We start from the raw sequence: 21,541 nt of genomic DNA, 5'->3' as shown, positions 1-21,541 counted from the left end.
AACCCTACCTAAACCAACTCTCCGGTATCCTGGCCGAACGGGACAAATCAGACCCATACGAGGAGCCTGAGATGCAGAAGCCATTTCGCGAGTGGGTCATGACCGGCGCGTTGAGCAAGAAGTGCGGCGCAACCCGGGCCGATTACATCAACGCTCTGGCACTCACTCCTGCAGTCGGCGTCGGGTTCCTTCTCATGCAGCTACTGGTGAACTCAGGATCCACCGCCCTCGATATTGCAGCAGGATGTCTCGGCGGCACCGTCACCGGCTTTCTGTATCTCTATCTGGCGTATCGGGTCGATTCGCGCAAGAAGCGTGGTCCTATCCCCGCGCCGCCGCTAGGTGCTCGGCCGACACGGCTTTGAGGTGCGTCAGGTCGGATGCAACGGTGGCCAACGTGTAGCCCTGGGCAAGTCGTTGCGCAGCAATGCTTCCCGATGCGGTATGAATTCCGGCGGTGATGCCCGCTGCCGCGGCGGCCTTCTGGACTCGGACGATAGCGGCATCGAATTCTTCGTCCACTGATGGGTCGCTCGGCGAGGACCCTCCGACGGCCAGGCGTAGGTCCGATGGCCCTACGTAGACGCCGTCCAGACCGGGGACCGCACAGATCTCTTCGACGTTGGCCAGGCCCTGAGGTGTCTCGATCATCGCGAGGACGACGGTATCGCGGTTGGCATCGGCGGGGTTGGGTCCGATGCGTAGTTGGGAGCGCATCGGACCGTAGGACCTGATGCCTTCGGGCGGGTAGGTAGCTGCCGCTACCGCGGCGGCAGCATCTTCGGCAGTGTCGATGAGGGGCACGATGACTCCCGCTGCACCGGCATCGAGGGCCCGGCCGATCACCGTGGCGTTGTTGGCTTCGACGCGCACCAGAGCGGCCGGTCCCTGTGCGGCGTCGATAGCGGTGATTCCTGCCAGCATGCCCGAGTATCCGATCAGGCCGTGCTGCAGATCGAGTGCGATGTAGTCCCACCCCACATGGGCGAGCCATTCGGTGGAGACGGGGCTGTCGATGACCGACCAATACCCGAGGATCTGTTCGCGGTTGCGTACGCGGGCAGCGAATTCCTGTGCAGTCATTGAAAAGCCTCTCAGCGGTTGTAGTTCGGCATCGGTCCGCGCAGAGCCGCGCCGACCTCGTCGCATGCTGCGACCACGTCGCCGGGGAGCGGCCCGCGTCCGAGGGCGGCGATGTTCGATTCGAGATGCTCCACTTTGGAGCCACCGAGTAACACCGGTCCGGTCGCGGGCTTGGACACCAGCCATCGTAGAGCCAGCTCGGTCAGCGGCATTCCGGCATTGTCTGCCACGGTACCGAGCTGGGCGATGGCGTCGAATATTGCAGTGTTCCAGTATCGTTCGCGGTACATCGTGGCCAGGCGCGAATCTCCGAACCGGCCGTCGGTCGGCTGCACTCCCGCAGCGTGCTTGCCGGTGAGGAGCCCGCCGCCAAGCGGGTTGTAGACCATCGTGATCAGGCCTGTGACGGCCGCAAACTCCACGTACTCTTCTTCGATCCGACGGGCGAGCAGGTTGTACAACTGCTGCGCCACAACGGGTCGGGGCGCACCCACGTCGTCCGCTACCCGATTGACTTCACCGATCTGCCAGGCAGCGAAGTTCGAGACACCGAGGGCTCTGATCTTTCCTTCGGACACCAGCTCGGCGACCGTAACAAGAGTGTCGGACAAGGGAGTCGCACGGTCTGGCTGGTGCAGATAGAACAGGTCCACGTAGTCGGTGCCCAGCCGCGACAGGCTGGCATCGATGCTGAGTCGCAACCCTTTCGGAGACAGCGGGCTGTTGCCGTCGGCGTCCGGGTGCGGCATTCCGGCCTTGGTGGCAAGCGTGACGCGATCACGGCGAGTGGCGAGAAGGTCAGCGAGAATCCGCTCTGATTCACCACCCGCGTAGCCGTTCGCGGTATCGATATGGGTGATGCCGGCGTCCAGGGCCGCGTCCACCATCTTGGCCGCCCCGGACGCGTCGACGGTATCGCCGAACGTCATCGTTCCCAGGACGAGGGGTGAGATATTGAGCGCGGTCATGCGGTTACTCCAGTCTTGGCGAGCCGCGAAACGATATGTCGCGGTTTGGTTCCTGTCATCGTCGAGGGGTCGAGAGCTGCCGCTCGCAGCGCGCGGGTGTACGGCTGCTTCGGTCGCGCGAGTACTTCCTCGGTGTCACCTCGTTCGACGATGCGTCCCTTGGACATGACGACGACCGTCTCACTGATTTCGCGCACGACGCCGAGGTTGTGCGAGATGAACACGTAGGTCAATCCCGTCTGCTGCTGGATCTCGCGCAGCAATTCCAGCACCTGGGCCTGAACGGAAACGTCCAACGCGCTGGTGGCCTCGTCGCACACGAGGATCTCCGGTCCCGACGCCAGTGCGCGGGCGATGCCGATTCGTTGACGCTGTCCGCCCGAGAACTCCGCTGGTCGACGAGTCAGGGCAGTGCTCGGCAACCCGACGCGGTCGATCAGTTCTGCTGCTCTGGCCGCGCGTTCGGACTTACTCCGAATACCTTTGAGCCGAAGCGGTTCTCCGACGATATCGACTGCGGTGAGGTGCGGATCCAGTGAACCGTAGGGATCCTGGAAGACCATCTGGACTCGGGAACGGAAGGGGCGCAGTGCTTTTTCGGACATCTGCGCGATGTCCGTGCCGTCGACCAGGATCGATCCCGATGTGGGGGTCAACAACCGCACGATCGACTTGGCGATCGTCGATTTCCCGCAGCCCGATTCACCGACTACAGCAACGGTTTTGCCCCTCTCCACCGAGAAACTCACCGAGTCGACGGCTCTGAACACGCCGTTACCGACCGGGTATTCGACGACGAGGTTCTCCACCGACAACAATGGTGCGCTCATACCGCGGCCTCCACCTTCTCGTTCCAGGGCCCCAACTGCGGGATCGCGTCGAGCAGATTCTTCGTGTACGGGCTCTTGGGAGCGTTGACGAGCTCCTCGGCTCCACCGTTCTCCACGAACACACCGCTTTTCATGACGTAGATACGATCGGACATCAGTCGAGCCACGCCCAGGTCGTGGGTGATGACGAGCATGCCGATGCCGGTGCGCTCCTGAAGTTCGAGCAGCAGATCGAGGATGCTTGCCTGCACGGTGACGTCGAGCGCACTGGTCGGCTCGTCCGCGACGATGAGCTCCGGCCCGGAGGCCAATGCGCCGGCGATCAGTACTCGTTGCAGCATGCCGCCGGACAACTGGTGTGGGTATTTGTCCAATTGTATTGCGGGGTCGGGTATGCGGACCTGTTCGAGCAGTTCGATACAGCGCTTGGTCTGTTCGGATCGACCCGATACCCCACTGTGCCGAACGGCTTCGCGCAGCTGACTGCCGATGGTGTGCACCGGACTCAGGGCCGTCATCGGATCCTGCGGGATCAGCGCGATGTGCTTGCCTCGGATTCCGCAGAGCTCCTTGTCTTTTCCGAGTATCTCGGTGTCCTTGAACGTCACCGATCCGGACAGCACCGCCAGATCGGACGGCAGCAACCCGAGGATGCCCATTGCTGTCGTGGACTTGCCGGAGCCCGATTCACCGATGATGGTCACCGTCTCTCCTGCTTCGATGCAGAACGAGACACCGTCGACGGCTCTGATGAGGCCCTTGTCGGTGACCAACTCGATCTGCAGTTCGTCGACCTTCAGTAGATTGCCCATGTCTCAGGCACGCCCTTTCTTGTTCGTGCGGGAGAACATTCGCAGCAGGCCCGATCCGGCGGGGCGGTCTCGAAGTCCATCGCCGAGCAGGTTGACTCCGACGACGAGGAGCACGATGACCAAGCCGGGCAAGGTGACGAGCCACCACGATGTGGTGATGTAGTCCTGGCCGTCGGAGATGATGCGACCCCAGGTGGCGAACGGACGTTGCGGCCCGGCACCGAGGTAGCTCAACGCACTTTCGAGCAGCACGGCCTGCGCCAGCAACAGCAGAACCACGAGCGACGCCTGCTTGATGATGTTGGGAACGACGTGGCGAAGCAGGATGGCGATGCGGCCGAGGCCGAGCACCCGAGCCGCGGCAATGTAGGGCTTCTCCCGCTCCACGAGCACCAGTGATCTTGTGAGACGGGCGATTTCGGGCCACTGCGCGATGGCGATGACGAAGGTGATGACCGGAATCGACGGACCGAACAGGGCGACGACGAGCAGCAGCATCATCAGAAGTGGCAGTGACAGTTGTGCTTCGAGCAGGCGGGAGACCGTCGCGTCCACCCAGCCGCCGAGAAAGCCCGCCAGTGATCCCAGGGTCAGTCCGATGAGCCCGGAGACGATGACGGCCAGAATTCCCACGGTGAGCGAGACCTGTCCGCCGTAGAGCACGCGCGCCAGCAGATCTCGGCCGAGTTGATCGGTGCCGAACAGATGTCCGTCGGTCAGCGGCGCGAGCCGGCGTTGACCGAGGTCGGTGGCATCGGGCGAGTCGAGGGGTAGCACCCGCGCGAAGGCGACCGGGAGGATGACCACGAGTGCACACGCGGTGCCGATCCAGATCTTGACGCGGCTGTCGCGTCGGCGACGGGTGGCACCCGCCGATGCGAAGTCCTTCGCGGTGACGGCGCTGGGACGTGGAGTGTCCGTTGGCTTGTCGACGACTGTCATCAGTTTGCTGCCTTCCCGAGGCGAACGCGTGGATCGAGGAGCGGATAGCAGAGGTCGACGGCCAGTTGCACCAGAACAGCGAGCACTGCGGTGACCAGAACGGTGGCTTGGATCAGCGGATAGTCCCTGGTTTCGAGGGCGCGAACCACGAGTGAACCGACGCCGGGCCATGCGAAGACCACCTCGACCACGACGACGCCGTTGAGCATCGACGCGAATCTGGTGCCCAGTGCGGTGACGACGGGGATCGACGAGTTGCGCAGGGCGTAGCGCCAGGTGATCTCGCGTTCGGTGACGCCTCTCGATCGGGCGACGGTGACGTACGGGGAGGCGTAGGCGTTGACCATCTCGCGTCGGACCATGCGGGAGATCAGGGCGATCTGCAGGATGGCCACGGTGACGGCGGGCAGGATCAGCGAGGACCAGCTGGTGAATCCGGCTGCGGGGAGTACGGGAACCAATACGGCGAAGAACGTCAGCAGCATCAGGCCGGTCCAGAAGTCCGGCATCGACTGACCGGCGATCGTCACGACGTTCGCGCCGAGTTCGCGTCGGGTGTCGGCGCGGCGAGCCATCCAGATGCCCAGGGGAATCGACACCACGGTGGTAAGCAAGATGGCGGCGAAGGCCAGAGTGATCGTGTACGGAATGCGCTGCAGAACCACGTCGAGTGCCGGTGCCTGGAAGGAGTACGAGGTACCGAGGTCGAGTGTGAACAGGCCCTTCAGGTACAGCGCGTACTGAGTGAAGATCGACTGGTCCAGACCCAGATTGGTACGAATCTGCGCGAGGTCTTCCGTGCTGGCGAGCGGGCCGGCCATCGAGTAGGCCGGGTCGCCGGGAGCCATGCGAATGAGCACGAACACCGTGGTGAGCGTCAGGAAGATGGTGAGCAGGCTCTGCCCGAGTCGCCGCACCACGTAGCGCGCCATGGGCGCAGCGAGAAATGCGGGCAGCACGGAATCGGCCTTGGCCTTCGGCACACTCGGCGGGCTGGCGGTGAGCTGAGTCATCGACCCACCTGCGATTGTGGTCTTACCTGGGTCATCGTCGACCTTTCGATAACACTGCCTTGTTGTAACTCAGCTCACAATTGCACTCATGCGCGTTTTGCGCAACTGGCAATATTTTTCTGCGCATTTCAAGCATTTCGTAGTACAGTCCGGTTGTGTCCACGATCACTTTCGTCGACGCGGGTCTACGAGACCCGAACCGACATCCACATTTCGATGTGACAGTCCCGAGAGGTCAACGATGACCGAAAGCTTTGCCAACCAGCGCTTTTCACGACGGTCACTGTTCCGCACGAGTCTGATACTCGGAGCCGGGCTTTCGCTCGGCGGCGTGAGCGCCTGCGCAACTCCTACCGGTCGTCCCGGCCCCGACACCGTCAGCCTCGCGATGAACCGATCCATGGTGAGCCTGGACAACAAGCTTCTGCAGTTCGATGCCGCTCTGACCGTTCAGCGCTCGATCCGCCAGGCCCTGACCACCATCGATTCTGCGCTGGCAGTGCAGCTCGTCCTGGCCGACAGCTTCGAGCTGGTCGCACCGACGCGATGGCTGGTGCATCTGCGACCGGGTATCGCCTATTCCGACGGTCGGCCGGTTCGGGTGGAGGATGTCGACACGGCACTGCGCATGTACAGCCAGGTCACCGGTGGGTTCGTGGGCACCTTCTTCCCCGAGTGGCCCACCGTCGGCAAGATCGACGACTCGACGTTCACGCTCGACACGCAGCGCCCCATCCCGGTCCTGGACTACCTGATGTCGAACATTCTGATCACTCCCGCTGAGGACAACGTCCCCGAGGATCTTCAGGGTGGCGTCGGTTCCGGGCCGTTCGTGGTCACCGACGCAGACCGCGGTACCGGCAACTACTCGCTGGCGCGTAACGAGAAGTACTGGGGCACGCCGGCTTCGGTCGATTCGGTCAACGTACGTTTCGTCCCCGACGAGTCCAATCGCGTCGTCTCTCTGCGCAGCGGCGAAGTCGATGTCATCGACGCCATCACCCCGGATGCCGCCGATCAGCTCTCGGGCCTGGCCGGCGTCACGGTAGAACGCACCGACGGGGTGCGCCTCAACCAGCTCTTCTACAACTTCCGCAAACCGGTCGGGCACCCACTGGCCGATCCGCGCGTCCGTAGAGCACTGAGCTACGCGATCAACGGGAATGCGTTGATCGACCAGGTGATGCAGGGCGCGGCAACTCCGTCCCGCGGCGTGGTCCCCGGCATTCTGACCGGCGCGATCGAGACCGGTGAGTACGTCTACGATCCACAGCGCGCACGCCAGGAGCTCGACGCGCTCGGAGTGCAAGACCTGGAAGTGAAGATCATTTGGGAGACAGGTGAATTCGCCGCCGACACCGACATCATGGAGTCGGTCCTGCAGATGCTGTCCGCAGTCGGCGTCCGTGCGACCCTGCAGCAGTTCGAGCCGGGCGGCGACATCTCGACGTGGCGTCAGGGCAAGGCGGGCGACTGGGACATTCTCGGCAACGGTTTCCCCAGCCCCACCGGACTCGCGGTCACCATCATGCAGGGTATGTACGCGGGCACTGCTGCGAAGGAAGAGACCCGAGATACGTATCACGGCTACATCTTTCCCGAGATCACCGCACTGATCGCCAAGGCTTCCGAGGATGCCGACAGCGTCACCCGCAACGAGACACTCGCGCAGGCGCAGCGTCAGATCTGGGAGACGTGGCCGTGCCTGTGGTCGTTCGTACCCAAGACGGTCATCGCCCGACGCAATCGCATCGACGGAATCGATCTGCGGCCCACCAACTCCTACGACATGGCTTCGGTCACTCTCACTTCCTGAGAGAGAAGAGGTAGAATATGAGCAACACGAGCTTCCTCACCCCCGGCGACCTCCTCGCCGACGGCACCCTGCGTGCGACGTCCGAGCCCGGTCGATCCGACGCGTTCCTCCCTGCCCCGCAGGTGCAGAATCATGCGGCGAACCTGGCGATCCTGCCCGACGGGGCCCTGGCATGTGTGTGGTTCGCCGGCACGCAGGAGGGTGTTCCCGACATCAGTGTCTGGTTCTCGCGCCTCGATGCCGAACAACAGCAGTGGAGCACCCCGATCCAGCTGTCCGACGACGGCACCCGTTCCGAGCAGAACCCCGTTCTGTTCGTTCGTGATTCGGGCGAGGTCTGGTTGCTGTGGACTTCTCAGCACGCCGGCAATCAGGACACCGCACGGGTACTGCGTCGCATCTCGTCCGACGGCGGATCGACGTGGGGTGAGACGCACGTGTTGGTTCCCGAGACCGACGCTGGTGGCGTGTTCGTCCGGCAGCCCGTCGTACAGCTGGCATCGGGACGCCTGTTGCTGCCGGTCTTTCACTGCGTCAAGATCGACGGACGCAAGTGGGTGGGCGATCGAGACTACAGCGGGGTCCTGATCTCCGACGACGACGGTGCGACGTGGCGTGAGGTCGTCGTGCCAGGCAGCCTCGGATGCGTCCACATGAACATCGTTGTGCAACACGACGGTTCGCTGGTGGCGTTGTACCGCAGCCGCTGGGCCGATCACATCTACCGAAGCGTCTCGACCGACGACGCCGAGACGTGGAGCGCCCCGGTCGCCACCGAGCTGCCGAACAACAACTCCTCCATTCAGGTCGTCGGGCACGGGGACGGAACCCTCGCGCTCGTGTACAACCACTCCTCCGCGCTCGACGCCACCGCCCGCCGAGTATCTCTCTACGACGAGATCGACGACGACGGACTGGCCGAGGGCACCGACGCCTCCGAGAGTCCTCTCGACGACGGTGACGACCGCGCCGCATTCTGGGGCGCACCGCGTGCCCCGATGACGCTGGCACTCTCGTCCGACGGTGGCGTGACCTGGCCGGTTCGACGCAACCTCGACGAGGGCGATGGTTACTGCTTGACCAACAACTCCAGGGATGGGTCGAACCGCGAGTTCTCGTACCCGTCGATCGTGTACGGCCCCGACGGCCGAATTCACGTTGCGTACACGTACTTTCGCCAGGCCATCAAGTACGTTCGGCTCGAGCCGACCTGGATCGGTGACGGCCGGTGACATCCCCATTGCATGCCGTCGTGACCGGAGTGAGCAGCGGCATCGGTGCATCGATCGCTCGGACGATGTCCGCCCGCGGTTGGCAGGTGACCGGCCTGAGCCGCTCTCGGCCTGCGACCGGCTTCGAGGACGACGGCCCACATCGGTGGATCGGCGTGGATCTGGCCGACAGTGCGGCGGTCTCTGCCGTCGTCGACCGACTGCCCGACCCCCATTCGATCGTCCATGCCGCGGGAGTCCAGCGTTCGGGGCGGCTCGGCGCGCTCGATCCCGCGCACAGCGAGCAGATGTGGCGGGTGCACGTGGCAGCGGCCGAGATTCTGGTGAACGGGCTGGCGCCTCGAATGGTCGACGGCGGTCGAGTGGTCATGATCGGCAGCAGGACGATGACCGGGGTGGCAGGCAAGAGCCAGTACGTCGCCACCAAGTCCGCGTTGACGGGCATGGCCCGATCGTGGGCCATGGAGTTGGTCTCGCGCGGAATCACCGTCAACGTTGTCGCGCCGGGCCCGACGGACACACCGATGCTCAACGATCCCGGACGCGTCTCCACCCCTCCGAGCACGCCGCCGTTGGGTCATTTCATCGCTCCGGAGGAAGTCGCCGAGACTGTCGCGTTCCTGCTCTCCCCGCACGGACGCAGCATCACCGGGCAGACGATCGTCCAGTGCGCAGGAACGTCGCTATGAAGCTGCGTGAAACACGCAATAGTGCTACCTTGAAGTGCGCACACAGCGCAGAATCGAAGGGGTGAGCGCACGATGACCATCCCGCAGCGCCCCGCCATCGCAATTCTCGCCGACGACCTGTCGGGTGCAGCAGAATCGGCCGCACTGTTCCTCGATCGTGACGTGTCACTGAGAATCGACATCGGCAGCATCGACGACGGGACCGACACCGACGTCTGCGTCGTCGATCTCGGCACCCGAGTCATGTCCCCCGACGAGGCCGCGGCCCGCGTACGTGAGTCCATCGCACTACTGCCGTCGCACGTCACGGTCGTGAAGAAGATCGATTCGATGCTGCGCGGACACATTGCCGCCGAGGTCGAATCGCTGCTCGCCACCGGCCCCGTCGTGTTCGCCGCCGGGCTTCCCGCTCTCGGCCGCACCGTCGAGAACGGCGTCCCTCACATCGACGGCGTTCCGCTGCATCTCAGCGGCCGGTGGGCCATGGAGCCCACCGAGGCTCCGTCCTCGATCACCGAGCTCTTCGGACGAGTCCCCACTGTCACCGTCGCATCCGACGACGGCCCCGAAGCACTTCGTGCTGCAGTCGATTCCGGCGCAGTGGCAGTGTTCGACGTCCGGTCCGATGCAGACCTCGACGCCATCGTGGCGGTGTCGGCGAACATTCCGGGTGTCCGACTCGTCGGCACCTCGGCGCTGGCGGCGGCCGTGGCGCGTACCCTCGATCCTCGATATCGCGACGCTGCGGCAGTGACCCAGGATTCGGTTCTCGTCGTCGTCGGAACCGCCGAATCGGTTGCGATGCAGCAAGTATCGGAGTTGGTCGAGGCCGGTGCAACGCACGTCGCCGTCCACGTCGACGAGTTGCCGCAGACCCACGCCTGCGCAGACAGGGTGCGCAGCGCCCTGTCCGACGGAACGGTGGTGCTGTCCCTGGCGGGGCCGGTGGACGCGTCGCGCTCGGCCGACATATCCCAGGCGCTCGCCGGCACGGTCGCCGAGGCCGTTCGCGGGCTCTCGGTGAGTCTCGTACTCACCGGCGGGGAAACCGCCCGCCGGGTGCTCGACGGCCTGGGTGTCACCGCCCTTCGCCCGGTTGCCGAAATCCATCACGGGGCGGTCGTATCCCGCACACCCGCAGGCGAATACGTCGCCACCCGCCCCGGGAGCTTCGGCGGCCCGGACAGTCTCGTCGCAATGGCCGCGTACCTACACGGCACTGCTCGTACGCTTTCTTCTTCTCACAGTGAGGCTTTGACATGACCACAGCACTTCGGCCGTACATCGCGGTAACCATGGGCGACGGCGCGGGCATCGGCCCCGAGGTCATCGTGCCCGCCATGATCGATCCGGCAACGCTCGAGCGGTGCAAGCCTGTCGTCATCGGCGATGCGCCGCGGCTGCGCCTGGCCGCTCAGGTTCTCGGGGTGGACGTCGACATCGTCACGATCGACACCGTCGATGCCGCACAGTTCAGCCCGCGGCGCATCAACGTGATCGATCTCGGCCTGCTTCCCGACGACCTCCAGTGGGGGCAGTTGTCGGCCGTGGCAGGCGACGCCGCGTTCCACTACATCCGCGTTGCGAGCGAACTCGCCGTGAGAGGTGAAGTCCAGGCCATCTGCACCGCCCCGCTCAACAAGGAGGCCCTGCACGCCGCCGGGCACATCTTCCCGGGCCACACCGAGCTGCTGGCACACCTGACCGGCACCGAGGAGGTGTCGATGATGCTGTCCACCCCCAAGCTCAAGGTCATTCACGTCACCACGCACATCGGTCTGCTCGACGCCGTCGCGAAGATCGAGCCGGGACTCGTCGAGCGAACGATCCGACGCGGACATGAGGCCCTCGTCCGCTCGGGCACTCCGAACCCGAAAATCGGTGTGTGTGGCATCAATCCGCATGCCGGCGAGAACGGCTTGTTCGGTTACGGCGAGGAGGACCTCAAGATCGTGCCTGCCGTCGAGAAGTTGAAGGCCGACGGCATCGATGCGGTGGGCCCGCTGCCCGCCGACACCGCGTTCTTCCTGGCCGGCCGTGGCGATTACGACTTGATCGTCGCGATGTACCACGACCAGGGTCACGGCCCGGTCAAGGTGCTCGGAATCGAGGCAGGCGTCAACATCACCGTCGGACTGCCGGTCATCCGCACCTCCGTCGATCACGGCACTGCGTTCGATATTGCAGGTAAGGGCATCGCCGAAGCCGGTAGCATGGTCGAAGCCCTGCGGCAGGCCGCCGAATTGGCAACGAGCCCAGCATTACTGGGCTGACGAGGGGGTAGTAGGTGCGAGCATCGGAAGCGCGGCGCGGCGAGATCGTCCGGCTGGCCAAGTCCGGTGGCCTCACCAGCGTCGACGAGCTGTCGTCACTGTTCCAGGTGACGGCCTCGACCATCAGGCGCGATCTCGATCACCTCACCAAGCAGGGGCATCTGGCCCGCACCTACGGCGGGGCCATTGCCATCGGCAGCCGTCACGAGGCGTCGGTGAAGCAACGCTCCCTCGAGGGATACGAGGCCAAGCGGCTCATCGCAGCCAAGGCCGCGGAGTACGTGCAGCCCGGGGAAACCGTCCTGCTCGACGCGGGAACGACGGTCGGTGCCATGGCGGAGTATCTGCGTCACGCCGTCGACCTCACCGTCATCGCGGCTGGATTGACGGCGCTCGAGGCGTTGGCCGACGCCGACGAGGTGCACGTCGAGTGCATCGGCGGCACATTACGGCACCTGAGCCAGGGTTTCGTCGGTCCTCTCGCCGAGGCGTCGCTGCGACGAGTGTCCTTCGACCGGGCGTTCCTCGGTGCCGACGCCGTCGCCGCCGATTTCGGGATCTGCGAAGCGGGTTACGAGCAGACTCAACTCAAGGAGTTGATGATGGAACGTGCCACGACGACGTACATCCTGGCGCATTCGACCAAGCTCGGCCAGAAGCCCTTTCACGCCTGGGCCCCGATTCCACCGGGCACCACGCTCATCACCGATTCCGATGCCGCGCCGGAGCAGATCGAGGCCTTCCGTGACAGTGGCGTGGAAGTGGTGCTCGCGTAGTCCGCACCCTTCGGGCGGGTCGACGCCGTGCAGACGACGCAGACGCGCTCGCTGCCCGCACTAGACTCCACTTCGTGAATTCAGACGACGAATCACCCGGCGACACGATTGCTCAGACGTTGCGTGACGACATTCTGTCGGGTCGACGCGTCGGCGGTGAGCGGCTGATCGAGGAGTCGATTGCCAAGGCGTTCGGCGTGTCTCGCGTGCCGGTCCGCGAGGCGCTGGCTCAGCTGCAGGCCGAGGGTTTCGTCACCATCGTTCGCTATCGGGGTGCGACGGTGTCCACCACCCTGCACAAGGAGAACAAGGAACTTCTCGAGGTCCGTCATGGTCTCGAGGTGTTGGCTGCTCAGTTGGCAGCAAGGAACAGGGGCGGTTCCGTGGCCGCCGAACTGGCGTCGGTGGTGGAGCGGGCGCGCCACGGAGCACGATCGGACACTCCCGGCTCCACGGACGGGCCGTCGTTCCACGACCTCGTTGCGACCGCGGCAGGTAACGACCAGCTCCGCGAGATGCTGGCGGGTGTCAATCGCCGGGTCGCGTGGGGTCTCGGCGACGACCCGGGCGCGTCCGTTCACGATCATGCTGCTCTGGCGGCAGCCATTCTGAACGGCTCCCCTGTGCAGGCCGGGTTTCTGATGGATGAGCACCTGCGGCGCGACGAGGATGCGTCCGCTGCAACCCCGGGGCCGTCATAGCGCCGTCTTTGTATACAATTACGAGCGATATATGGAGTCCTTAACACGTTCGTAGCGGAAGATAACGGTGACGACACATGGTTTGTATACAAATTAGGCAGTCGTTTCAGAGTGTCACCGGAGGCGACTCACCGGAAAACACCCGTTGCCGGTGCCTGCCAGCCCGCTGGAGCACACAATGTCTGCCTCTACCTCGGAATCCGTCCATCCGACCGACCCTCATCCGACCACTTCCCAGCCGACCGACACACAGGCGCCTGCCCCCGCGTCAGGACTGACCAATGCGCTCGATCGCATCGGTTTCACTCGAGTCCAAGGTGCGGTGATCCTGCTGCTGATGGCCGGACTGTTCTTCGACAGCCTCGAGCAGAACTCGACCGGAGCGATGGGCCCGCTCATCAAGGAATCACTCGGTATCGGCAATGCTCAATTGACACTCATCAACACCGCCACCGTGATCGGCGGACTGGTCGGTCGCCTCATCGGTGGATACATCGCAGACCGCTGGGGTCGCCGAATGGCGTTGAGCCTCAACCTACTCGTGTACACGCTCGGCGGTCTCATCAGCGCTGCCGCGGTGAGCTACGAGATGTTGCTCGCGAGCCGCTTCATCGTCGGCATCGGCCTCGGTGGCGAATTCACCGTCGGCTTGGCCATTCTCGCCGAACTCGTCGCAACCAGGCACCGCGGTTCACTGCTGGCCACACTCAACATCTCGTCCGGCGGCATCGGCAACATCGCGTCGTTCGGCTTCTTCATGCTCGTACTCGGCCCTCTCGGTGGAGTTCTCGGCGGCGACGACACGTCGTGGCGCTGGACCTACGTCATCCTGGCGGTGCCTGCGGTACTCGTGGTGTTCTTCCGGCGTTATCTCCCGGAGTCGCCCCGATTCCTGATGTCCAAGGGCCGAATCGACGACGCGAACCGCAGCCTGACCCGACTCGCCAGCGGATCGATCTCCGGCCTCCGAAACCCCGGCCCGACAAAGCAATTCGTCACTGCAGCGGATGTCCTTCCCGCCACCGGCAAGACGTCGTACGCAGAGGTGTTCAAAGGACAGAATCTTCGCCGCACTGCCGCCATCGGCGCTGCCTCGTGGATGTCGTTCGGCGCTCAGGTGACGTTGCTGTTCCTCATGCCCATTCTGTTGGTCTCCCGTGGCTACTCCCTCACCGATTCGCTCCTGTTCACGATGATCATGAACATCGGCAGTCTCTTCGGTGCCTGTGCTGCATGCTATTTGGCCGGCCGAGTCCGTCGTCGACCGACCGTGATGACCGCCGCCGTGCTCGGATGCATCTCTGCCATCGCTTTCGCCACGCTGGCCCACAACGTTGCGACCATCCTCGTTCTCGGCGCTGTCTTCCAGTTCTTCACAATGATGCTCAACACCATGCTCTCGGTGTGGACACCGGAGCTGTTCCCCACCTCGATTCGCGGCATGGGCACCTCGGTCGTCAACGGAATCGGCAATGTCGCCGGCGCGGTGATGCCGTTCGCTGCACTGTTCTTCTTCGACATCGCCGGTGTGGCCGGAGTGTTCCTGATGATCGCCGGCATGTACGCCCTGCTCGTCGTCGCGGCGAAGTTCGGCCCCGAGACCTTCGGACGCTCACTCGAGGCGGTGACCGAAAAGGAACTCGTCGCAGCGTAATCCAAAGCCTCATACGAAAGAAAGAGACACATCATGACCGATTCACTGTCCATCTCCGCCACCGCACACGGCCTGAACTACCTTCCCGAGTACTACGCCGACCACGCCGGACTCTTCGCCGACAACGGCCTCGAGGTCCACGCCAAGGCCTGCGACCCCTGGACCGGCGTGCTCGACGACCTTGCCAGCGGCGCAGCCGATATCGCCCTCGGCGGGTTGTGGGTGCCCGGAATGTACTGGGGCACATCGCGTCAGCTCACCGTGTTCGCGCAGTTGAACCACCAGTTCCCCAAAGCTCTGGTCATGCGCGAGAAGCTTCAGGGGCCGTTCGACTGGTCGGCGCTCACCGGAAAGACCGTGCTGGCTCCCGGTATCGGCGGAAGCGCTCCGTACGCGATCACCGCAGGCATGATGCGGGAGAGTGGCGTGGACTCCTCACGAACCACATTCCTCCGAGATCTGTCGACTCCGATGTTCGTGGAGTTGTTCGAGGACGGGCTCGGCGACGCGATCATTCTCGACATCACGACTGCGCAGATCATGTCGGATCGAGGGACCGGCCACATCGTCGTCGAGTACGCTGAGGTGGGTGGGCTAGGCCCGAACAGTGTGTATTACTGCCGCACAGACCGTTTCGAGGAACTCGAAGAGCGTCTGGTGAAGTTCGCATCCGGCCTGGACGCAGCCATGGCGACCGTCAAGGCGACACCCGTCAGTGAACTGCAGCCCCTCCTGGTCGAGCATTGGCCGAACATCGCACTGCCGACCCTGTCTGCTGCGTGCACCAAGATCCAACAGTCCAGGACGTGGGACACCGTGCGTATCGATGCCGACGCCAGCGATCGTTGGATGCGAATCCTCCAGGAGGAGGGCATGGTTCACACCGCACCTCCGTTCGCAGATCTGGTCACCTCCCGCGTCGTCGATGCAGCAGAACTGACGACGGTCGGCTGACCATGGCCCTGGTACTGCGTCACTCGGAGATCAGCGCCCTGCTCGACCGAACGACGGTGTTCGGGGCGGTCGAGCGCGCGTTGGCCGACCTCTCGACGGGCATCGCTCAGAACCCGGCACCGTCGTCGATGGACGCTGCCGAGGACGGTCGAGTCATTCCGATGGTGGCGCAGTCCGGCACCTCCGAACTCGCGGTGGTGAAGGTGTTGTCGGACCTACCGGGGAACCGTTCCCGCGCTCTGCCTCGGCAGCGTTCGACCATGCTGGTGACGTCCACCCGGACCGGAGAATGTGTCGCGGTACTGGACGGCCGTGCAATCACTGCGATTCGCACGGCCGCTGCCAGTGCGGTGGCCACCCAGCACCTCGCTCGGATGGACAGTTCGATACTGGGAATCGTCGGCGCGGGAAACCTCGCCGTCGAACATGTCCGCGCCATCCACAGCGTCCGCGACATCGATGGTGTCTTCGTCTGGTCGCGATCAGCCGATACCGTCGAACGTTTTCGAGACGCGCTCAGCGACCTGGACCTGAAGATCGAGCACGCGGTGTCCGTGGAACAGCTTGCGCGCCAATCGAACATCGTGTGCACGCTCACCCCGTCCGTCGATCCCGTGCTGTTCGGAGACTGGCTGGTGGATGGCACCCATCTGAACGTCGTCGGTGCAGCGCCGCGCCCCGACGAGCGTGAGGTCGACGGAACGGCGATCGCGCGTTCACGGGTGGTGGTCGACAGCACCGCGACGGCGCTGTCCAAGTCGGGTGACGCCCTACTGGCGATCGCCGACGGAGCCGCGCAGGAATCCGACTTCCACACCGAGTTGGGGGACGTGATCACCGGACGCAAGGTCGGGCGCACGGCCGACTCCGACATCACGCTGTTCGACTCCACGGGTATCGGGCTCGAGGATCTCGCGGTCGCAGAACTGATCATCGAACGCGCTCTCTCGACCGGAATCGGCACTCGCGTCGATCTGTCGTCCTGACAGGGGTCAGCGTCGTTTCGACGAGTACATGCGTTCGTCCGCGATGTGCAGTAATTTTTCGGGGCTGACGGGTTTGTCCCAGCTCCATCCGACGCTGACCGATGCGGGTACCGGAACACCGTCGATGAGGTACGGGCCGGCCAGTAGCATCCGCACTCGTGCGGCGAGGCGTTCGACTCCGTCGGCCGATCGGGAGCTACGCAGCAGAGCGACGAATTCGTCGCCTCCGGTGCGGCAGGCGATGTCTCCGGCGCGGAGGTTGGCGCGGATGCGGGCTCCGATGGCGGCGAGCAGTCGGTCGCCTACTGCGTGGCCGTATCGATCGTTGACGGATTTGAAGGAGTCGACGTCGACGAACAGGATTCCGACGGGGTTCTCGTCGGCGGCTTCCTTGAGGGCCTGAAGTTCCGCCATCAACCGTCGGCGATTCGCCAGGCCGGTCAGGTCGTCGATCAACAGTTGGCGCTCGAGTGCCGCCTCGGCTTCCTTCCGAGCGGTGATGTCCTGGATCTGAGCGATGATGATGTCGTCCCCGTCGTTGTCTCGTACCACGGTGGCGTTCCGCTGGACCCAGATCGTGGCTCCGTCCTTGCGGATGTACCGCTTTTCCGATGCCACGCTGGCGAGGGTCCCGTCGGCTAATCCGGCGAGGTGTTCGTCTGCCATCGCGATGTCGTCGGGATGTGTCAGGTCTCGAAAGGTCTTCTGCAGCAGTTCTTCCGAGGTGTACCCGAGGAGATCGCACAGTGCTTTGTTCACTTGCAGCCAGCGGCCGTCGATCGTCAGTAGCGCTTTACCGATGGGCGCGTACTCCATGGCGATCTGGAAGAGGCGGACGGCGCGGTCGCGTTCGCGTTCTGCCTCGGCACGGGCGCTGACGTCGACGACCATTGCCGTGAATCCGACGACGCCGCCGTCGACGATATCGGGGACGTAGGTGGCCTGGGTGACGCGTACGACACCGTTGACGTCGATGAGTGTGCGGTCGAACTGTTGCTGCTCGCCGGCGAGCGCTCCCGAGATGTAGGGCTTGTTCAGTTCGTACAGTCCCTCACCGAGGAGCTCGCTGATGTGCATACCGACCAGGCGCGCCGGCTCGATGCCGAAGTAGTCGGCATAGACCTTGTTGGCGAAGACGTTGCGCTCCGAGCTGTCCCAGTAGCCGATCATCGACGGCAGCTGGTCGATGGCGCGTGCCAGTTGCCCCACTGGATACGTGCGCTGATCGGCCATTGACCACCCCTGGATATTCGTTGAGCCGACAACCGACAACGCTACAGAAAATAGCCCCTTCGTGGGGCGTTCGACGGTGCATCTTCAATAAAACATATGAGTGCGCAAGTGCGCACGCATATGTACAGTGAACGCATGCTTCGGCACAATCACACTTTCCGACGCCTGTTCACCGCACAGGTGGTCGCACTCGTGGGCACCGGGTTGTTGACGGTGGCGCTCGGGCTCCTGGCCTACGACATCGCCGGCAGCGCCGCCGGAGCCGTCCTCGGCACCGCATTGGCGATCAAGATGATCTCGTATGTGGTTGTTGCGCCGGCTGTTTCGTCACTGACCGACACAGTGCCGCGCAAGCTCGTCCTCGTCGCCGCGGACCTCGTCCGAGCGCTCACCGCGCTGGCGCTCCCCTTCGTCGATCAGGTGTGGCAGGTCTACGTCCTGATATTCGTGCTGCAGGCGGCGTCGGCCACCTTCACACCCACCTTTCAGGCCGTCATCCCGTCCGTCGTGCCGGACGCACAGCAGTACACCCGCGCGCTCACGCTCTCCCGCCTGGCCTACGACCTCGAGTCCCTGGTGAGCCCGCTGATCGCCGCCGCACTGCTGACGGTCGTCACCTTCCACACCCTGTTCGTCGGGACGGCGGTGGGGTTCGTCGCCTCCGCAGCGATGGTGGTCGGCACAGCCCTTCCGAGATACGTTGCACCACAACACAAGAAACCACTCGACGGCATAGCGACGTTCGTCCGGCAGCGGGAACTCCAGGGTCTGCTGGCACTGAACATCGTGGTCGCCGCAGCCACGGCACTCGTACTCGTCAATACCGTTGTCTACGTTCGTGATCTGTTCGGCGGTTCGAGCACCCAATTGGCCGTCGCCCTCGGCTGTTTCGGTGCGGGGTCGATGGCGGCGGCGCTGCTCGTTCCGAGAGCCCTCGAGCGGATCTCCGACCATCGCCTCATGCTCGCCGGTGCCGCCGTCGCTGTCGTCGGCACCGCAGCCGCAGCACTCGTCGCCACCCTCGGCCGCGGGCCGACCGCGTGGACCGCTCTCGCGATCACGTGGTCGATCCTGGGTATCGGCACCTCGCTGATCAACACGCCGTCGGCGAGGATCTTGCGCCGAGAGTCGGACGAACACAGCCGAACCTCCATATTCGCTGCTCAGTTCTCCCTGTCCCATGCGGCGTTTCTGCTCACGTATCCGTTGGCCGGTTGGGTCGGGGCGCAGTTCGGACTGCTCGCCGCGGCGACGGTGCTCACGGCCTTGGCTACACTTGCGGCACTGTCCGCAGCACGCCTGTGGAGTCGCTCCCGAATCCCGGTCGCCGCCTCCGCATGAGGAGACGCCGTCCACAAAGGAGACACCTCGATGCCACCGAAGAAGGAACAGCGCATCAGTCTCCATCACGAGGCACAACCCGACTCCGCGCGACTGGCGACAGCAACCGACACGTTCCGGATGCTGTCCGATCCCACTCGGCTGCACATACTCTGGCTACTCGATCGCGGCCCCGCCGACGTCAGCGAGCTCACCGCGGCCACCGGCACATCCCGCACTGCCGTCAGCCAACATCTGGCCAAGCTCCGGTTCACCGGTCTGGTCGAGACACGCCGCGACGGTCGCAACGTCATCTACAACCTCGCCGACGGGCACCTCGCTCGGCTGGTGCGTGAGGGCCTCAATTTTGCCGACCACAAGGTCACCGGTGAACCCCCGCACGAGTGACCTCCGAACCCCAACGCGCCCACAGCAGCCCGTCGAACATGAGACCATGCAGCATGAGTGACGGTGGCGCACGACCGAAGGCCGATGGCCGCAAGCGGCGGTGGGAACAGCACAACACCGATCGTCGACGCCACATCATCGAGGCCGCGATGACGGTACTGGCCCGTGACATCGCTCCCGGGGAGCGGCTGACCACTGCACAGATCTCGGCCGAGGCGGGCGTTCATCGCACCGGCCTCTACCGGTATTTCAACGATCGCACCGATCTCGACACCGCGATTCAGCGTGCCATCTGCAAGCAGTTGAGCGCTGCGCTGGTCGCCTCGTTCGCGTTGACCGGCACTCCACGCGATGTGGTGCATCGTGTGGTGAGTACCTATGTCCGCTGGGTCGCCGAGCATCCCGCGTGGACGCGGTTCGTCGAGCAGGACGTCAGTGCAGAGTCGCCCAGTCCGCTCGAGGAGACCAACGCACTGCTCGCCGAGCAGCTGGAGGTCAGCGTCGCGGCGTTCCTCGCGTTGGTGAATGCGGATCTGTCACCGGAGGATTGGTCGCTGGTGCGCCCGTGGGTCGCGGGCCTGGTCTCCGGATGCATGGGCGCGGTGCGCAGCTGGAGCGCGCAAACCGAATCACGCACCGGCCTGGATCATTTCGCGACGTTCCTGGCCGACACCATCTGGCTGCAGGTCAAAGGACTTGGGGCATCACGCGGAATCGCGATACCCCAAGTCCCTCTCGAATCTGTCACCGGCCCCCAGACAGCTCAGCCGAACGAGGGCTCACTGCGGTAGCGCGACGGTCGTCCGTCGATTCCGAGGGCGCGCCACACGCGCTTGGAGACGCGGTTCATCAGTCCCAGTTCGCCGGCGAGCATGCGGACGTCACCGAAGGTGTCGCGCAATGCCTTTCGTGACGATTCGCTGTTCCACCACACGGCGTCCACTACCTCGTCGGGGATGTCGAGTTCGCGTCGCATCTGCTTGCTCGGCTTCATGATGACGTCGCACAGCAGCCGCATGATGACGGGCGTGAGAATCGAGATCGACGCCTTCTCGAAGGGTCCGAGACGAGGTGCCTTGTACCGCAGGTACTGATGCGCGAAGCCGATGTGGCGGGCTTCCTCGGCGATGTGGATCTGCATGACGCGCTGGACCAACGGGTGGCCGACTGAGCCTCCGCGCAGAACGCCCTTCTGCATGTGGTCGATCGGCTCTTCGCCCGCGAGGACGCCGACGAAGAATCCGAACGGTGCCGAGCGGCTGGCGAACACCGTGAGCATCGGCACGATCTTGCGGAACCATCCGGGTCCACCCGGCACGTCGATGCCGATGCGGTTTACCAGTTCCTGGAACATCTGGGTGTGGTGGCACTCTTCGGTGGCCTCGTGCGTCGAGTACCGGAATTCCGGTGAGTCGTTGGGCAGCGTGAGGGCGTACTGCATGAGGCCGCTGATGAGGATCTGCTCGAACTGCAGGCCTACCTTGACCATGCTGGCCTGGCGATACATGCCGATGTGGATCTGCCGATCCAGGGGAAGCGACTTGTACCAATCGGTGTGACCGAGAGGATCCTCGTCCGGGAGTACCCACCGGGGATCGTTGGGAACGATCGCGTATTCGGGCTCGTCCCAGGGAATGTCGAGGAAGGCGTCGAAGTGCTGATGCACCGATGCCGTCGACAAGGAGTGCAAGGTGTCTCGGTAGTGCGTTCGTGCGTCGTCGACTGCAGTCATGGTGGTCCTTCCGCCTGCGTCCCGAACAATCTTTACGCTACAGAGCGTCACATATAAATCCCGTTAGTGCAACGGACCGTCGCAGATACTTACCGAAATGTTGCCGAAGACGACGAAAG

At 64.1% G+C, this 21,541-nt stretch carries 22 protein-coding genes; 14 read left to right on the top strand and 8 right to left on the bottom strand.

Going from position 1 to position 21,541, the window contains the following annotated elements; all coding sequences use genetic code 11:
• The first annotated feature begins 71 nt into the window (after positions 1-71).
• Positions 72-365: a hypothetical protein gene (locus CH262_RS20625; protein ID WP_032389761.1), complete on the top strand. Its 294-nt coding sequence runs from the start codon at positions 72-74 to the stop codon at positions 363-365.
• On the opposite strand, the gene CH262_RS20620 is transcribed toward CH262_RS20625, so the two are convergent.
• The 6 genes from CH262_RS20620 to CH262_RS20595 are packed head-to-tail and all read right to left on the bottom strand — an operon-like array spanning position 322 to position 5,567.
• Positions 322-1,083, bottom strand: a complete 762-nt coding sequence (locus CH262_RS20620; protein ID WP_032371821.1) for an HpcH/HpaI aldolase family protein — start codon at positions 1,081-1,083, stop codon at positions 322-324. The two genes, CH262_RS20625 and CH262_RS20620, sit on opposite strands and share 44 nt — an antisense overlap.
• A gap of 11 nt (positions 1,084-1,094) precedes the next feature.
• Entirely contained in the window at positions 1,095-2,051 is a 957-nt protein-coding gene (locus tag CH262_RS20615) for an aldo/keto reductase (protein WP_094715775.1), read from the bottom strand.
• Complete coding sequence (locus CH262_RS20610; protein WP_094718322.1) at positions 2,048-2,881, bottom strand: ATP-binding cassette domain-containing protein; 834 nt, start codon at positions 2,879-2,881, stop codon at positions 2,048-2,050. Before CH262_RS20610 ends, CH262_RS20615 begins: the two co-directional genes overlap by 4 nt.
• Positions 2,878-3,693, bottom strand: coding sequence for an ABC transporter ATP-binding protein (locus CH262_RS20605; RefSeq protein ID WP_094718321.1), 816 nt, complete (start codon positions 3,691-3,693; stop codon positions 2,878-2,880). Before CH262_RS20605 ends, CH262_RS20610 begins: the two co-directional genes overlap by 4 nt.
• A gap of 3 nt (positions 3,694-3,696) precedes the next feature.
• Positions 3,697-4,635 carry an ABC transporter permease gene (locus tag CH262_RS20600; protein ID WP_027495528.1) on the bottom strand — a complete coding sequence of 313 codons (939 nt, stop codon included), beginning with the start codon at positions 4,633-4,635 and terminating at the stop codon, positions 3,697-3,699.
• Positions 4,635-5,567 carry an ABC transporter permease gene (locus CH262_RS20595; RefSeq protein ID WP_027495527.1) on the bottom strand — a complete coding sequence of 311 codons (933 nt, stop codon included), beginning with the start codon at positions 5,565-5,567 and terminating at the stop codon, positions 4,635-4,637. The genes CH262_RS20600 and CH262_RS20595 overlap by 1 nt, the downstream gene beginning before the upstream one ends.
• A gap of 322 nt (positions 5,568-5,889) precedes the next feature.
• Between CH262_RS20595 and CH262_RS20590 the strand changes: the two genes are divergently transcribed.
• The 10 genes from CH262_RS20590 (at position 5,890) to CH262_RS20545 (ending at position 16,729) form a co-directional block, all read left to right on the top strand.
• The gene (locus tag CH262_RS20590; RefSeq protein WP_094718320.1) at positions 5,890-7,464 is read left to right on the top strand and encodes an ABC transporter substrate-binding protein; all 1,575 of its coding nucleotides are present in this window, start codon (positions 5,890-5,892) and stop codon (positions 7,462-7,464) included.
• A gap of 17 nt (positions 7,465-7,481) precedes the next feature.
• The gene (locus CH262_RS20585) at positions 7,482-8,696 is read left to right on the top strand and encodes a sialidase family protein (protein ID WP_094718319.1); all 1,215 of its coding nucleotides are present in this window, start codon (positions 7,482-7,484) and stop codon (positions 8,694-8,696) included.
• Complete coding sequence (locus tag CH262_RS20580; protein ID WP_094718318.1) at positions 8,693-9,385, top strand: SDR family NAD(P)-dependent oxidoreductase; 693 nt, start codon at positions 8,693-8,695, stop codon at positions 9,383-9,385. The genes CH262_RS20585 and CH262_RS20580 overlap by 4 nt, the downstream gene beginning before the upstream one ends.
• A 72-nt stretch (positions 9,386-9,457) precedes the next feature.
• Positions 9,458-10,648 (top strand): four-carbon acid sugar kinase family protein, encoded by a 1,191-nt coding sequence (locus CH262_RS28205; RefSeq protein ID WP_052060417.1) that lies wholly within the window; start codon positions 9,458-9,460, stop codon positions 10,646-10,648.
• Positions 10,645-11,658 carry a 4-hydroxythreonine-4-phosphate dehydrogenase PdxA gene (gene pdxA, locus CH262_RS28200; protein WP_032371816.1) on the top strand — a complete coding sequence of 338 codons (1,014 nt, stop codon included), beginning with the start codon at positions 10,645-10,647 and terminating at the stop codon, positions 11,656-11,658. Before CH262_RS28205 ends, pdxA begins: the two co-directional genes overlap by 4 nt.
• A 14-nt stretch (positions 11,659-11,672) precedes the next feature.
• Positions 11,673-12,434, top strand: coding sequence for a DeoR/GlpR family DNA-binding transcription regulator (locus CH262_RS20565; RefSeq protein WP_032386532.1), 762 nt, complete (start codon positions 11,673-11,675; stop codon positions 12,432-12,434).
• Positions 12,435-12,508: 74 nt separating this feature from the next.
• Complete coding sequence (locus tag CH262_RS20560) at positions 12,509-13,135, top strand: GntR family transcriptional regulator (RefSeq protein WP_057473518.1); 627 nt, start codon at positions 12,509-12,511, stop codon at positions 13,133-13,135.
• Between the two features lie 178 nt (positions 13,136-13,313).
• On the top strand, positions 13,314-14,789 hold the full coding sequence (locus CH262_RS20555; protein ID WP_218829316.1) for an MFS transporter: 1,476 nt from the start codon (positions 13,314-13,316) through the stop codon (positions 14,787-14,789).
• Positions 14,790-14,822: 33 nt separating this feature from the next.
• On the top strand, positions 14,823-15,743 hold the full coding sequence (locus CH262_RS20550; protein ID WP_094718317.1) for an ABC transporter substrate-binding protein: 921 nt from the start codon (positions 14,823-14,825) through the stop codon (positions 15,741-15,743).
• 2 nt (positions 15,744-15,745) lie between these two features.
• Positions 15,746-16,729, top strand: a complete 984-nt coding sequence (locus CH262_RS20545; RefSeq protein ID WP_094718316.1) for an ornithine cyclodeaminase family protein — start codon at positions 15,746-15,748, stop codon at positions 16,727-16,729.
• A gap of 6 nt (positions 16,730-16,735) precedes the next feature.
• Here the strand turns inward: CH262_RS20545 and CH262_RS20540 are convergent, their stop codons facing one another.
• Positions 16,736-17,962, bottom strand: a complete 1,227-nt coding sequence (locus tag CH262_RS20540; RefSeq protein ID WP_094718315.1) for a sensor domain-containing protein — start codon at positions 17,960-17,962, stop codon at positions 16,736-16,738.
• Positions 17,963-18,097: 135 nt separating this feature from the next.
• Between CH262_RS20540 and CH262_RS20535 the strand changes: the two genes are divergently transcribed.
• The 3 genes from CH262_RS20535 to CH262_RS20525 are packed head-to-tail and all read left to right on the top strand — an operon-like array spanning position 18,098 to position 20,481.
• On the top strand, positions 18,098-19,303 hold the full coding sequence (locus CH262_RS20535) for an MFS transporter (RefSeq protein WP_094718444.1): 1,206 nt from the start codon (positions 18,098-18,100) through the stop codon (positions 19,301-19,303).
• A gap of 30 nt (positions 19,304-19,333) precedes the next feature.
• The gene (locus tag CH262_RS20530) at positions 19,334-19,690 is read left to right on the top strand and encodes an ArsR/SmtB family transcription factor (RefSeq protein ID WP_032366952.1); all 357 of its coding nucleotides are present in this window, start codon (positions 19,334-19,336) and stop codon (positions 19,688-19,690) included.
• Positions 19,691-19,743: 53 nt separating this feature from the next.
• Complete coding sequence (locus tag CH262_RS20525) at positions 19,744-20,481, top strand: TetR/AcrR family transcriptional regulator (RefSeq protein ID WP_052057102.1); 738 nt, start codon at positions 19,744-19,746, stop codon at positions 20,479-20,481.
• On the opposite strand, the gene CH262_RS20520 is transcribed toward CH262_RS20525, so the two are convergent.
• Positions 20,454-21,422: an AurF N-oxygenase family protein gene (locus CH262_RS20520; RefSeq protein ID WP_032366953.1), complete on the bottom strand. Its 969-nt coding sequence runs from the start codon at positions 21,420-21,422 to the stop codon at positions 20,454-20,456. The two genes, CH262_RS20525 and CH262_RS20520, sit on opposite strands and share 28 nt — an antisense overlap.
• Positions 21,423-21,541: the final 119 nt, after the last annotated feature.

Source organism: Rhodococcus sp. 05-2255-1e (assembly GCF_002259025.1).
GTDB lineage: Bacteria > Actinomycetota > Actinomycetes > Mycobacteriales > Mycobacteriaceae > Rhodococcoides > Rhodococcoides fascians.
The sequence above is the reverse complement of the archived record's forward strand: the minus strand, read 5'-3'. Positions and strand labels throughout refer to the sequence as shown.